This window comes from Colwellia sp. MB3u-8 (assembly GCF_014076985.1).
Classification (GTDB): Bacteria; Pseudomonadota; Gammaproteobacteria; order Enterobacterales; family Alteromonadaceae; genus Cognaticolwellia.
Genome location: NZ_JACGVA010000058.1, coordinates 159,218 through 173,439 on the forward strand (window position 1 = coordinate 159,218; position 14,222 = coordinate 173,439).

Annotated in this window: 12 protein-coding genes; 2 read left to right on the forward strand and 10 right to left on the reverse strand. The window is 39.3% G+C overall.

What is annotated here, in order from left to right; genetic code table 11:
* The first annotated feature begins 70 nt into the window (after positions 1-70).
* Positions 71-502 (forward strand): hypothetical protein, encoded by a 432-nt coding sequence (locus H4J54_RS05410; RefSeq protein WP_182189895.1) that lies wholly within the window; start codon positions 71-73, stop codon positions 500-502.
* Positions 503-693: 191 nt separating this feature from the next.
* On the opposite strand, the gene relA is transcribed toward H4J54_RS05410, so the two are convergent.
* The gene (gene relA / locus H4J54_RS05415) at positions 694-2,895 is read right to left on the reverse strand and encodes a GTP diphosphokinase (protein WP_182189896.1); all 2,202 of its coding nucleotides are present in this window, start codon (positions 2,893-2,895) and stop codon (positions 694-696) included.
* Positions 2,896-2,931: 36 nt separating this feature from the next.
* On the reverse strand, positions 2,932-4,248 hold the full coding sequence (gene rlmD / locus H4J54_RS05420) for a 23S rRNA (uracil(1939)-C(5))-methyltransferase RlmD (protein ID WP_182189897.1): 1,317 nt from the start codon (positions 4,246-4,248) through the stop codon (positions 2,932-2,934).
* 140 nt (positions 4,249-4,388) lie between these two features.
* Between rlmD and barA the strand changes: the two genes are divergently transcribed.
* Entirely contained in the window at positions 4,389-7,196 is a 2,808-nt protein-coding gene (barA, locus tag H4J54_RS05425) for a two-component sensor histidine kinase BarA (RefSeq protein ID WP_182189898.1), read from the forward strand.
* An 18-nt stretch (positions 7,197-7,214) separates the two neighbouring features.
* Here the strand turns inward: barA and H4J54_RS05430 are convergent, their stop codons facing one another.
* The 8 genes from H4J54_RS05430 to lepA all read right to left on the reverse strand — a co-directional run bounded on the left by H4J54_RS05430 (position 7,215) and on the right by lepA (position 14,144).
* Positions 7,215-7,460, reverse strand: coding sequence for a hypothetical protein (locus tag H4J54_RS05430; protein ID WP_182189899.1), 246 nt, complete (start codon positions 7,458-7,460; stop codon positions 7,215-7,217).
* A gap of 137 nt (positions 7,461-7,597) precedes the next feature.
* Positions 7,598-7,978 (reverse strand): holo-ACP synthase, encoded by a 381-nt coding sequence (gene acpS, locus H4J54_RS05435; RefSeq protein WP_182189900.1) that lies wholly within the window; start codon positions 7,976-7,978, stop codon positions 7,598-7,600.
* Between the two features lie 24 nt (positions 7,979-8,002).
* Positions 8,003-8,740: a pyridoxine 5'-phosphate synthase gene (gene pdxJ, locus H4J54_RS05440; RefSeq protein WP_182189901.1), complete on the reverse strand. Its 738-nt coding sequence runs from the start codon at positions 8,738-8,740 to the stop codon at positions 8,003-8,005.
* A gap of 106 nt (positions 8,741-8,846) precedes the next feature.
* Positions 8,847-9,533: a DNA repair protein RecO gene (gene recO / locus H4J54_RS05445; RefSeq protein WP_182189902.1), complete on the reverse strand. Its 687-nt coding sequence runs from the start codon at positions 9,531-9,533 to the stop codon at positions 8,847-8,849.
* A gap of 169 nt (positions 9,534-9,702) precedes the next feature.
* Positions 9,703-10,614 carry a GTPase Era gene (gene era / locus H4J54_RS05450; RefSeq protein ID WP_182134927.1) on the reverse strand — a complete coding sequence of 304 codons (912 nt, stop codon included), beginning with the start codon at positions 10,612-10,614 and terminating at the stop codon, positions 9,703-9,705.
* Positions 10,615-10,648: 34 nt separating this feature from the next.
* Positions 10,649-11,335 carry a ribonuclease III gene (gene rnc, locus H4J54_RS05455; RefSeq protein ID WP_310649779.1) on the reverse strand — a complete coding sequence of 229 codons (687 nt, stop codon included), beginning with the start codon at positions 11,333-11,335 and terminating at the stop codon, positions 10,649-10,651.
* Between the two features lie 2 nt (positions 11,336-11,337).
* Positions 11,338-12,258, reverse strand: coding sequence for a signal peptidase I (lepB, locus tag H4J54_RS05460; protein WP_182189903.1), 921 nt, complete (start codon positions 12,256-12,258; stop codon positions 11,338-11,340).
* A gap of 95 nt (positions 12,259-12,353) precedes the next feature.
* Positions 12,354-14,144, reverse strand: coding sequence for a translation elongation factor 4 (lepA, locus tag H4J54_RS05465; RefSeq protein WP_182189904.1), 1,791 nt, complete (start codon positions 14,142-14,144; stop codon positions 12,354-12,356).
* Positions 14,145-14,222 lie beyond the last annotated feature (78 nt).

Genomic DNA, 14,222 nt, shown 5'->3' on the forward strand with positions numbered 1-14,222 from the left:
TTTTTTTTATACTAAACTTTTAAAGTGAATAAAACAGGCAGTAAAAAATAAACTTTACAAAAGGAAAATAATGATGAGAAAGGCTATCATGGTTAGTTTATCTTTTTTGTTAACTGTAATGCCGTTTACTATTGATGCTGAAGAACAAAAGCCTAAAAAGTTCGCCGACGTTGAGTACATGTCCATTACCTATACCGACTTTAAACCCGGAAAAGTGGATAGAGCTATGGAAATAATCACAGACCATTATTTCCCAGCATCTAAAACAGCGGGAACTCAAGTACCTTATATTATAAGGCTGCAAAGTGGTGAATGGGATATGGCTACAGCATGGACTTTAAAAGAGGGTTATTCGTCCATGGAATGGGAAATATCTGCTGAAGGAATAAAGTGGATGCAAGCATTCAACAAAAAAGAGGGCACAGAAAAATCGAAAGAACTTAGAGATGAATTTAATAGTTTAATTCAAAGGAGTAACACGTCAAAGGCTATCACCCGATAAATATTAAATAATGAAACGACTGTAATCTGAGGACATTTTTTTATAAAAATTTGAGGGGTAATATCAACGAAAAAATTGGCTTGCTATCACAAAGGCAACCTTTTCTAGGATTGCCTAATTCACATCTCACACGCTGTGATTTTTTCTTGACCCTGTAACAGAGTTTGTCGTTAAAATGACTTAGTTACTGGTTATAATCGTTTAACTTCTGCAACGTCATCTAACTGCTTTAATTTAGCTAATAAGCGCGTTAACGCTTCGTTATTGGCTATTTCCACTTTTATGGTCATGCTCATACTTTGTTTAGCGTTATCGGTATGACTTTCAATACCAATAATACTGACTCTTTCATTGGAAATAATCGTCGAGATATCTCTGAGTAAGCCTTGGCGATCACCGCCAATAATGTTGATGCTCACTTGATAACTTTTTTTGTTATTTATGCCCCACTGTACTTCTACTTCACGCTCTGGTTGCTGATTCAGTGCGTTGGCGAGCTGTTCACAGTCAACCCGATGCACTGAAATCCCACGTCCTTGAGTAATAAAGCCAGCGATTTCATCGCCCGGCACAGGATGACAACATTTCGCCATGTGAGTCAACAAGTTACCAACACCTGAAACGGTAATACCATTATTATCAGCAGCTTCTGTGTCAGCTTGTTGGGGCTGACGAATTAAGCTTTGCGGATCAATATCTACTTCAGGTTTTAACTTTTCGTCTTGCTGTTGTAAACAATGAACAACTTGTAACAAGCGCGTACTGCCTGAGCCTACCGCAGCAAACAAGTCATCTTTTGTCGTAAAATTAAAACGCTCTATCGCCGCAGAAAAATCAACTTTAGCCAAAGATAACTGTAACTTACCCAATGCGGTGTCTAACATTTCTTTACCGGCAGCAAGGTTTTTATCTCGGTCAAGTAAGCGAAAAAAATGTTGCACCTTGGCCCGAGCACGCGGTGTATGGAGATAATTTAAGCTGGGGTTTAACCAATCTCTACTCGGATTGAGTGTTTTGCTGCGCAAGACTTCAACTTGATCGCCGGTTTGCAAAAGATGGGTAAAAGGAACTATTCGACCAAATACTTTTGCGCCAATACAACTGTGACCGACATTAGAGTGAATATAGTAAGCAAAATCTAAAGGGGTTGCACCACTGGGTAAGTCAACCACATCACCACCTGGGGTAAAAACATAAATACGGTCTTCAAATACTTGACTACGCAGTTCATCAAGTAATTCGCCACTTTCTGACACGTCTTCTTGCCATTGTAGGATTTTTCTTAACCAACTGACTTTTTCATCGAAACCTGAGGTTTTACCACTGGCATTACCTTCTTTATAACGCCAATGTGCCGCGACACCTAATTCTGCATCGTCATGCATTTGTTGTGTTCTAATTTGAATCTCTATTGTTTTACCTTCGGGGCCGATAACCACGGTATGAATGGATTGATAGCCGTTACTTTTTGGCGTTGCAACATAGTCATCAAATTCTTTAGACAAATGCTTCCAACTGGTGTGCACTAGCCCTAATGCGCCATAGCAACCTTGTAATTCATCAACAATAACGCGTACGGCACGCACATCAAATAGCTGTTCAAAGTCTAACGACTTTTGTTGCATTTTTTTCCAAATGCTATAGATGTGTTTAGGACGTCCACAAACAACACCTTTAATGTCAGAGGATTTTAATTGCTGAGATATGTTATCAACAAATTCAGCCATATAGCGTTCTCTGTCGAGACGTTTTTCATCCAGTTGCTTGGCAATTTCTTTGTAAACCTCAGGGTGCAAGTAACGAAAAGAAAGATCTTCTAATTCCCACTTTAACTGCCCAATACCTAAACGATTGGCCAATGGTGCGTATATATTGCTGGTTTCTTTAGCCGCTAACACTCGGGTTTCTTCATCACTGTCTTTTACCAAGCGTAAGTGGCATAAGCGTTCTGCAAGCTTAATAACAACGGCGCGAACATCTTCAACCATCGCCAAGAGCATGCGGCGGATATTATCAATTTGATTGGTATTGACTAGGCTAGATTGTGATTGCTGTAAAGCCTTAATCGCGTCCATTTGGCCAACACCTTTGCACAGTAAATATATTTGTTTAGAGAAATTCTCTTTAATATATTCAAGGCTAATGCACTTATACTCATACAAGGGACAGATAAAAGCCGCGCATAATGAGTCGGTATCAAGATTTAAACCCGATAGAATTTCCACCATTTCTAAAGATTTAGTTTGGCAAGAGGTGCTATCATCAAATAAATAATTTACTTTTTGATACAATTTTTCTAACGCTGCTTTTTTGTCATTGTCTAATTCAAGCGCCACTAGCCATTGCTCAAAGCTTGCTTGTGACATTTGATGTGACTTACGCACAGAAACCATGGAACTCCCTACCTGTGATTCAATTTCTCAACCACGCTATAAGCTAAACATTAGCATAGTTTCAACATGCTTTGTTTGCGCAAACATGTCCATTAAGGCTATTTTTTCAATTTTATAACCGTGATCGATAAGTAATTTTGCATCACGGGCTAATGACGCAGGATCACAACTGACATAAAGTATCTTATTAACATTAAAGGCCAGTAATTGCGTTAACGCTTGATAAGCTCCGGCACGAGCAGGGTCAAGTAACACCTTAGTATACTTTTGTGTGGCCCAAGGCTGGTCTTGCCAATCACTGTTCAAATCAGCTTGATAAAATTGGCAATTGTGAATACCATTTTTTAGCGCATTTTCTTGGGCCTTCTCTACCATTACTGTGATGCCCTCAATACCGACAACACGACTGACCTTTTCGGCAATAGGTAAACTAAAATTACCTAAGCCACAAAACAAGTCGAGCACAATGTCGTTATCATTAAGCGCTAACCAAGTCAGCGCCTGCTCCACCATTTGCTTATTAACCCGATGATTGACCTGGATAAAGTTATTCACCGAAAACTCAATTTGTATTGAATCCGTTAAGGCATAAAACAAGGTTTTATCTTCTGTCAGTGGTGTGACCTCATTACCATCATCAAAGTAGACTAGCCATTGATTTTTATCAGCAAAATGTTGCCAAAGCTTTTTGTCTTGCGCCGTTGCTTTCACTAATTGTCGCACCACAACCACCTGCTCATTAGCCGCAATAATTTCAACATGACCGATGGCATTTTTACCTGATAACCTTGGCAGAAGTTCTTTTAGCTCAGTAAAAATATGACCAAATGCTTCGACGATTACTGGACAAGACTTAATTTCAGTTAAGTGGCTGCTCTCACGTTGACGAAAGCCAATAATAGGCGCGCCACGTTTATTATATTGCACACCAATTCTTGCTTTACGGCGATAATGCCATGGATCATTAATAAGGTGACTCTGCCATGGCAGACTTTCATTGAGTGCTTGGCGAGCAAATAATTGCGTTATTTTATCTTGCTTATAAGCTAACTGCTGCGGGTAGTCCATGTGCTGTAAATTACAACCACCACACTGAAAATAATGACGACACTTAACTTCTACTCGCGCTGCACTGGCGCTAATAACACGTAATAACTTTGCTTTTGCAAATTTACTTTTTTGCTCATACACATTAACTTCAACCGTTTCATTGGGCAGTGCACCTTCAATGAAAATTGGGTTTTTACCTTGAAAGGCAACGCCGCAGCCTTGCTGATCAAGGTGGCTAACATTAACGGTTAAATGTTGTTGTATTGGTGTTTTTTTCGGGCTTGCTTTAAAAAAATTTGCCATAGCTATCTTAGTTTGCCATCAAGGAGCAGCATAAATTATCTATTAGCTGCCATAGTGAACGATTACTATTTGGTATTAGTCTTAACTGTGCCATTATAGTGTTATTAACCCAATGATTTTACACTAAAGCTCAACAAAAAATGCATAAAATAAGCCTGAAAGATTGGGTAATTTTACTTACGGTCGTTCCTACGACCCTAATCAGTTTAGTTGTTGCTAGCTACTTATCCTATAGTCGCTATAGCGAACTCGATCAGTTTATTTATCAACGTGCCAATAGCATCATCTCTCCTCTTGCCATTAGTAGTGCTGAGCCATTATTAGCGAAAAAAAGAGATAGCTTAAGAACGCTGATCGGCTTTAGCCACCGCAGTCAATCCGACATTATAAAAAGTATTGCCATATTCACTGTCAACAACCAAGTGTTCGTGACCAGTGCTTATCACGGTGACACCCTTGCCATGCGTATTAAAACAGGACAAAATTTGCCTAAACGCATTCAGTATGAAGACTATGGTGATTACCTCATTTATCGCGCGCCTATTATTGACGAATTTACAGCACAAACCAGTGACGACACTTTAGGCAGTAGTATTATTGGCTATATCGCCATACACATTGACAAGAGTACGATTAGATATGCTCAACAACAGCTGTTGAGCACAGTATTTTTCATTTTGCTCGTTGGCTTTATCATCAGTGCATTGTTTGCTTATAAACTCATTAATAGCGTTACCCGCCCCATATCATCAATGGTATTAGCGATAGACCGCATTAGAGAAGGAAAAATTGATAGTCGTATCAGTGGACAACTTGTTGGTGAGCTAAACTTTTTAAAAAATGGTATCAATACCATGGCGCAATCTTTAGGCACTTATCAAGATGAAATGCAACGTAGTATTGATCAAGCCACGATAGATTTACGTGAAAGTTTAGAGCAATTTGAAATTCAAAACGTTGAGTTAGATATTGCAAAACGTAAAGCTCAAGATGCTAACAAGGTAAAGTCTGAGTTTTTAGCCAATATGAGCCATGAGTTACGTACACCTCTTAATGGTGTTATTGGTTTTACCCGACAAGTGTTAAAAACGCCCTTAAGCGATACTCAGCGCGATCACTTACAAACTATCGAACGTTCAGCGGCCAGCCTGCTATCCATTATTAATGATATTTTAGACTTCTCTAAACTTGACGCGGGTAAAATGATCATTGAAAAAATTCCGTTTTCAATTCGTGAATCCATTGAAGAAACCCTGACGTTACTGGCACCTAGTGCCCATAAAAAGAATATTGAATTATCATTGCGCGTGAGTCCTCAATTACCTGACTCACTGATTGGTGACGCAATGCGTATCAAACAAGTGATGGTTAACTTAGCCAGTAATGCGATTAAATTTACTGATAAAGGCTCGGTGGATATCAACCTTGAAGGTCATGTTATTGGCAAAAACCGCTATAAAATTAGGGTAACAGTTCAAGACACAGGTATCGGCATATCAAATCAGCAAAAAAATTCAATTTTTGAAGCCTTTGGCCAGGGTGATAAAAGTGTGACTCGGATTTATGGCGGAACTGGTTTAGGGCTGGTTATCTCACAACGTTTAGTCTCAGAAATGCACGGCGGCATTGGTTTTGAAAGTATAGAAAATGAAGGTTCAACTTTTTGGTTTACCTTCCAGTGTGAAATAAATACCATACCCACTTTGCAGTTACCTGCCCCAGAGAGTCTGATTGGTAAGGCAATATTGTATTATGAGCCTCATGCCGCAAGTCGTTTAGCAACCAGTGAAATATTAGCAAGTTGGCAAATGAAAACGACTTGTATAAGCCAACGCAGTGATATGAACGAACTACTGGCAAATAAAAAATTGCTCTCATCATTCGACTTTGCTTTAATCGGCCATGACGTTAGGCCATCAGCGCTTAATGAAGTGAAAAAATTTATATTTATCCTGAAAGATATTATTCCATCCATACATTTAGCCAACAATAGTAATTCACCTAGTTTACATGAAGCATTAATTTCAAGTGGTGCTAAAACTTGTCTCAGTAAACCCATAACGGTGCAGCGCTTGAGTAAAGCGCTCTCTCCAACAAAAACTCTAAAAACCAACAATTTAATCACATCACCAGAACAAAAAGTGCCGATTAAAGTACTAGCAGTTGATGATAATGACGCCAATTTAAAATTGATCAATGAGCTGTTACTTGAACAAGTAACAGATGTCATCACAGCTACCGACGGCGCTCAAGCAGTAGAGTTATGCCGACACGAGAAGTTTGCTTTAATTTTTATGGATATACAGATGCCTGTACTCGATGGCATTTCTGCTTTGGCTATTATTCGTCAACAAACACTTAATGAGCATACCCCAATAATCGCGGTGACCGCACATGTCTTTGGGGAAGAAAAAGATAAATTACTCGACAATGGCTTTAACTCCTTTATTACAAAGCCTATTGATGAAGCCATGTTGCATCATAGTATTTATGAGTATTGTGATTCAACATTACTCGCTTATCACCCTAAACTTGTTGCTCCAACACTTAGGCCTATTAACGATTCTAGGCCAAAGATTATTGATTGGAAACTGGCATTACAAAGAGCAGGACACAAAAAAATGTTGGCCAAAGATATGTTTATTGGCTTGGTCAACAGTTTGCCAGAAAGCAAAGCAAACATTTCTGAAGCGCTGATCTCTCAAGATATTGAGCAATTAAAAGTGTTAATACACAAGCTTAACGGTGCTTGTTGTTACTCTGGTGTACCCAGTTTAGGGAAAGTGACTCATGAACTTGAAACAGAATTAAAACGAGGTATTGGCCTAGATGATTTACAGCCAGAATTTTTTGAATTTTTTGAACAAATAGATTTGGTGCTAGTAGAAGCTCAAGCTTTTATCAACGATATTGAAGCAGGCATTGCAAATATAACGAGATTGGACTAAAAAAAACAAGGAAAATAGTTAACGCATTTTTATAGTTGGCGAGGTGTTAATGTCGCCATCTTCAGTAATCACAGCAATGCTTGAGTCAGACCTTAATACCGCTAAGCTATGTCCTTCATCATTGCGAATAAAGCTGAGTTCATAACCAAACTTCCCTAAACTACTGACAGAAAACTTTTGTGCCAGAGAGAGTTTAGACCACCATATTGATTGCTCAGGTACTGCTTTTCGCCTATCAATAATAGGATTTTTTTGCGACGGCATATCAACTCCCCCAATCCACATCAACTGATAAAAAACTCATTCCTCTCAATAAAAGTATAGGGTATATATCATTGCCAAGTCATAATTTATCCGTAACTTGATCACATGTCGTTACATACTAAGCTTACTGTCATTAACTATGTTGATAGTACAACAAAAGCTGTGGCATATTTCACTTCATCAGAAAGTGATATATGCCATGTAGTAGCACCCAGGTTTTCAGCTAGCATTAACGCCTGCAAACTAAGCTCAAGTGTGGGTTGCCCAGACGCTAATGACACAATATCAAAATGTTGAAACGAAACACCGTTAGCAATACCGGTGCCAAGCGCTTTAGCAGCGGCTTCTTTGCCAGCCCAGCGCTTAGCCAAAAAACGCTCAGGTTGTTTTAACGTAAGATAATGCTGATACTCACCAGACGTTAAAATTCGCATGGCTAAGCGTTGCTGCGCATTTTCAGACATTTTAGCAATGCGCCGAATATCAACTATATCAGTACCAATACCCACAACTGACAAACTTTAACCCTCCGAAGTACTAAGTTATCCTAAAGCACGTGCTTCTAGCATTAAACGCTTCATATCTCGAACCGCTTTGTCTAAACCGTCAATCACCGCACGGGCGATAATAGCGTGGCCAATATTGAGCTCAATTATTTCGGGTATCGCCGCGATTGGCTTAACATTGAAGTAATTAAGCCCGTGACCTGCGTTAACTTTTAAGCCTAAACCATCAGCGTACTCAATGCCTTCAACCAAGCGCGCAAGCTCTTGCTGTTGCTCTTCTTCGCTTGCTGCATCAGCATATTGGCCAGTATGAATTTCGATATAAGTGGCTTTACTGAGTACGGCTGCATCAATTTGTTTTTTATCGGCATCAATAAATAAACTGGTTTGTATACCCGCATTTGCCAAGCGAGCTACAGCGGCGTTAATTTTATCTTGTTGCCCAGCAACATCTAATCCACCTTCCGTGGTTAACTCTTCACGTTTTTCCGGCACTAAACAACAAAATACGGGTTTAACTTCACAGGCAATATCCAACATTTCGTCGGTGACGGCCATTTCAAAATTCATCCGTGTATGTAAGGTTTGTTTTAGTACATAAATATCTCTATCTTGGATATGGCGACGGTCTTCACGTAAATGCACTGTGATACCATCAGCACCAGCATGCTCGGCTACAGAAGCCGCATAGACAGGATCAGGATAATTAGTGCCACGTGCTTGTCTTAATGTGGCAATATGGTCTACGTTTACACCTAATAAAATATCTTTCATATACAATCTCTATTATGTTTACTGGATTAAATGTTTACTGGATTAATTTTAACAGCTTACATCACTAAGTTTACCGCTTTAACTTAGAAACTTAATCATGGCCTTGCTATGCTTTCTTACTAAAGAGTTTTCGGCTATTGAGCGGTACACCATCAAGTAAATGATTAATCACTTGTCTCATCAAAGCTTTAAAGGTATTGAGCACTTCTGGTGTCGATAAATCGCGCTCGGCAATCGCTTGTAAATGCCAACGATTATAACAAGGCTGCTTTAATTTTGTATAAGCTGGGATGAAGCCTTCGTCTGGCAGGTAATAGAAGCCCTCTGCACTATGCTCAAAGACTAATGAAAAATCAAAAGAAAGACCCAACTCATCCATCAGCATCAATTCAAATTCTCGCAAACAAATCTCAATATTGCTCGCTTGTGCTAAAGCTCCTAAGCTCATTTTATATTGCTGAAAAAGCGCCTCGCAAGCAATATTGTCGCCAAGCAGCTTAACCAACAATTCATTAATATAAAAAGCACTGAATAAGGCGTTTTTCTTTAAAAGAAAAGATTTTCCAATCGGCTCAACTCGAATTAAGCTCTTTAAGTTGTATTGCCCTTTCAAGGTGACTTTGATCGGTAGAAAAGGTTGTAATAGTGCCTTACGGCTCGATTTTGTTGAATGACCGACATAACTTAACGCCGCCAGTTTGCCGTCATGCTCAGTTAACAAATCAATTAGCAGCTGATTCTCTCGATAGGGTCGACTATGGAGCACAAAAGCTGACTGCGTAGTTTCTAGCATCTAGATTCCAAGTTAGACCAGTGGCATTTAAGCACTGTTCAGAAAGCGAAAAATAAAATTTTTATTGACTCAAGTAGCAGTTACAAACTGAACCTAAGTACCTAACGCTATGTAGGCGAGGCTTAATCAACGACTTTGTGAATAGTAAATTAAGCCCGCATATATCAAACTAACCTGAGTAATCGTCACCATAGCCTAAGCTTCTTAAGGCGCGTTCGTCGTCTGCCCAGCCTGATTTAACTTTCACCCAAGTCTCTAAAAACACTTTACGTTCAAATAGGTTTTCCATATCACGTCTTGCTTCTTGGCCAATAACTTTCAGTTTTTCACCCTTATTGCCAATAACCATGCGCTTTTGGGTCGTTCTTTCGACTAAGATCAGCGCGTTAATATGCAAGATACCTTTTTCATCAATCTTAAATTGTTCAATTTCAACCGTCGTTGAGTAAGGTAATTCATCACCTGTAAAGCGAATGAGTTTTTCACGCACAATTTCAGAGGCCATAAATCGACTTGAGCGATCGGTAATATAATCTTCAGGAAACCAAAATTCGGCTTCGGGTAAGGTGTTAAGGCAGATTTTTTTAATCGCCTCAACGTTATCACCTTTACTCGCTGAAATTGGCACAATATCAGCAAAATCGTGCATAGCACCTAGCTTCTGTAAATGCGGTAACAAAGTGTCTCTATCCGGTATATTGTCAATTTTATTAACCACTAATACACAAGGAGCACCGCTGTTTTTAATTTTGGTCAGTACCATTTCATCGTCACTTGTCCAATGAGTACCCTCAACTAAAAACACTACAGTGCCAACTTCTGCCAAGGTACTACTGGCAGCACGGTTCATTAAACGATTAATAGCCCGCTTTTCTTCTGAATGTAGGCCAGGGGTATCAACTAAAACAGCTTGATGATTACCTTCGGTTAAAATACCTAATATTCTGTGACGTGTGGTCTGTGGTTTACGTGAGGTAATACTGACCTTTTGGCCAAGCAAAGTATTTAGTAATGTTGATTTACCAACATTTGGGCGGCCAACAATGGCAATAAGACCGCAATAGGTTTGTTCTGTTGTCATAATCTAGTTATCAACTTAAATGTCAAACAAGCTATTAAGCTTGTTCTATTAATTCTAAAACCTGCAAAGCAGCTGATTGCTCAGCTTTACGTCGGCTACTACCCTTAGTAATCACTTCCTTCACAACTACGCTTGTTGTGCAACGCACTGTGAACTGCTGATTGTGTGATTGCCCCGTGGTATTAATTACATCATATTGTGGCAAAGGAATTTTTCTTCCCTGCAAATACTCTTGTAAACGTGTTTTTGGGTCTTTTTGTTCATTGCCTGGCTTGATGTCACTTAAGCGCTGTTCAAACCAGCTGAGAATTAATGCCTGACATGTGGGTAAGTCGGCATCTAAATAGACAGCGCCTATGATGGCTTCAATGGCATCTTCAAGGATCGAATCTCTTCGATGACCACCACTTTTTAATTCGCCAGGTCCTAAAATCAAATATTGACCTAGATCAAAGTCTCGACCCACCTCAGCTAAAGTAACACCTTTAACCAAACTTGAACGCATACGCGTTAAATCGCCTTCGGCCTGCTTTGGAAATTTTTGATATAAGGACTCTGCAATAACAAAACCTAAAATTGAATCACCTAAAAACTCTAATCGCTCATTATGAGCACCTTTAGCGCTTCTATGTGTTAATGCTTGCAATAATAATTTAGGCTCTTTAAAACTATAGCCAATTTTTTTATAAAGCCGCGCAATCGCGGCAGGAGTATGTAACACAGTTATTCAATTCCACCGATTCGAGAAAAACGCACGTTGGTTGGTATCCAATGTGGTAAAAAGCTGTCTGGTGTACGATCAAAATCAAAACTCATCCAAATAGCAACCGCTTCACCGACTAAATTTTCTTCTGGCACAAAGCCCCAAAAACGTCCATCTAAGCTATTATCCCGATTATCGCCCATAACAAAGTAATGACCTTTAGGCACAAAAAACTCATTCGCTTGTGTACCACTTTGCTGAAAGTAATGCTGTGTACGCGGTAAAATTTGCTCATTGACTAAGAAGTCATGTGTTTTATCAGCCATGGTTGAGGTGTAACGCGTTAATGGCATACCATCGTCGTTATAATCGGTTTTATTTTTAAAGGTTTGTTTTACTTGCTCAAAATCAGGACATTTTGCATCAGAAGCCAAACAGGCTGGTTTGATATATAAAATTTTATTTTTATATATTACTCTATCGCCTGGTAAACCTATCACACGTTTGATGTAATCAATTTGTGGATCTCGTGGGTATTTAAAGACCACAACATCACCACGATCTGGCAAGCCAACTTGAAAAAATTTATTACGTACTACGGGATCGCGCAAACCATAGTTAAACTTATTCACTAAGATAAAATCGCCATCAAGTAAGGTCGGCATCATAGAACCAGAAGGTATTTGAAACGGCTCATAGATAAACGAGCGCAGTATCAACACAAAAGCAATAACCGGGAAAATTTGTACCGAAGTATCCACTAATGCTGATGGCTCAATTAATTTAGCCACGATGTTTTCGCTTAAAGGTGATGCACATTGAGCTTGCGCATCTGCTAACTTAAGCTGACGTTGCGGTGCTAAATAAAACTTATCAGCTAACCAAACAATGCCGGTAATTGCGGTAATAATGACTAAAAATATTGAAAAGTAAACTGCCATATTATTCCTATCTTTTAATAATTAAACTAATGCCAGGTTGACTACTTAAATGCTCTACTCTTTCATTGAACAGATATTTAATCAACTCGGTATTCTTATTTATCCAATTTAAGCACAGCTAAAAACGCTTCTTGTGGTACTTCTACATTACCCACTTGTTTCATACGTTTCTTACCATCTTTTTGCTTCTGCAATAATTTTTTCTTACGAGAGATGTCACCACCATAACATTTTGCGGTAACGTTTTTACGCAGCTGTTTGACCGTAGTTCGAGCGATAACATTGTTACCAATGGCCGCTTGAATAGCGATATCAAACATTTGTCGATGAATTAACTCTTTTAATTTTTCAACTAGCATACGACCACGGGGTACAGAATTAGCGCGATGAGTGATCATAGCTAACGCATCAACTCGGTCGCTATTAATCATCACATCAACGCGGACCATGTCAGCCGGTTCAAAACGAACGAAATTATAATCTAATGACGCATAACCACGACTGGTTGATTTTAACTTATCAAAAAAGTCCATCACCACTTCTGCCATCGGTAATTCATAAGTTACCGCAACTTGATTACCGTGATAAATAATATCTTTTTGCACACCACGCTTTTCAATACATAAAGTAATAACATTACCTAGATGCTCTTGAGGTACTAGAATATTCGCTTGCACTATCGGCTCACGAATTTCTTCAATATTATTTGTTGCCGGTAAATCGCTTGGATTATCAATAGAGATAACATCGCCATTAGTACAAACTATTTCATAATTTACCGTTGGCGCTGTTGTGATCAGATCAAGATCGTATTCGCGAGCTAGGCGCTCTTGCACAATTTCCATGTGCAACATGCCCAAGAAACCAATGCGGAAACCAAAGCCTAGTGCTGATGAGTTTTCCGGTTCAAAAAACAAAGACGCGTCATTCAAGCTAAGTTTATTTAAAGCATCACGGAAGTTTTCATAATCTTCTGAACTGATCGGAAATATACCGGCGTAAACTTGTGGCTGAACTTTCTTAAAGCCCGGCAAAGCCTTTTGCGCTTCTTTTTTAAAGATAGTTATTGTGTCGCCTACCGGTGCACCGTGAATTTCTTTAATACCCGCAACGATAAAACCAACTTCACCCGCTTTTAATATACCGGTCGGTTTTTGTTTCGGCGTAAAAATCCCCACCTTGTCGACAATATGATGTTGTCCTGTCGACATCACCACCATTTTATCGCCTTTTTTAATTTGGCCATTCATAATTCGAACCAAGGATACTACGCCTTGGTAGTTATCAAACCACGAATCAATAATAAGTGCTTGCAGCGGTGCATCAGGATCACCTTCTGGAGGTGGAATATTCTCAACAATAGTCTCTAGTACGTCTTCAATACCTAAACCGGTTTTAGCCGAACAGGTCACAGCACCGGTAGCGTCAATGCCGATAATATTTTCAATTTCTTCACTAACACGCTCAGGATCGGCTTGTGGCAAATCAATTTTATTTAGAATAGGGATGACTTCCAGTTCCATTTCAAGCGCGGTGTAACAGTTAGCTACTGTTTGGGCTTCAACACCTTGACCGGCGTCAACAACCAGTAAAGCACCTTCACATGACGCTAGTGAACGCGAAACTTCATAAGAAAAATCGACGTGACCTGGCGTGTCGATAAAGTTGAGTTGGTACACTTCACCGTTTTTCGCTTTGTAGTCTAAAGTAACACTTTGCGCTTTTATGGTAATACCACGTTCGCGCTCAATATCCATAGAATCAAGTACTTGGGCTTCCATTTCACGTTCTTGTAGACCACCACAATGTTGAATTAGGCGATCTGAAAGCGTTGATTTACCGTGATCAATATGGGCGATAATAGAAAAATTTCGAATATGTTTCATAAATGGGAAGTCAAATAAGTTTATAGTTAATTCAATAATGGCGAGATTTTAGCGAATTTAGCGCGCTGGGGCTATCTT

Excerpts from the sequence above, each read along its gene's own strand:
- pdxJ (WP_182189901.1), bottom strand. The coding sequence starts at position 8,740 with ATGAAAGATATTTTATTAGGTGTAAACGTAGACCATATTGCCACATTA.
- H4J54_RS05410 (WP_182189895.1), top strand. The coding sequence starts at position 71 with ATGATGAGAAAGGCTATCATGGTTAGTTTATCTTTTTTGTTAACTGTA.
- recO (WP_182189902.1), bottom strand. The coding sequence starts at position 9,533 with ATGCTAGAAACTACGCAGTCAGCTTTTGTGCTCCATAGTCGACCCTAT.
- rlmD (WP_182189897.1), bottom strand. The coding sequence starts at position 4,248 with ATGGCAAATTTTTTTAAAGCAAGCCCGAAAAAAACACCAATACAACAA.
- lepA (WP_182189904.1), bottom strand. The coding sequence starts at position 14,144 with ATGAAACATATTCGAAATTTTTCTATTATCGCCCATATTGATCACGGT.
- lepB (WP_182189903.1), bottom strand. The coding sequence starts at position 12,258 with ATGGCAGTTTACTTTTCAATATTTTTAGTCATTATTACCGCAATTACC.
- era (WP_182134927.1), bottom strand. The coding sequence starts at position 10,614 with ATGACAACAGAACAAACCTATTGCGGTCTTATTGCCATTGTTGGCCGC.
- H4J54_RS05430 (WP_182189899.1), bottom strand. The coding sequence starts at position 7,460 with ATGCCGTCGCAAAAAAATCCTATTATTGATAGGCGAAAAGCAGTACCT.
- relA (WP_182189896.1), bottom strand. The coding sequence starts at position 2,895 with ATGGTTTCTGTGCGTAAGTCACATCAAATGTCACAAGCAAGCTTTGAG.
- barA (WP_182189898.1), top strand. The coding sequence starts at position 4,389 with ATGCATAAAATAAGCCTGAAAGATTGGGTAATTTTACTTACGGTCGTT.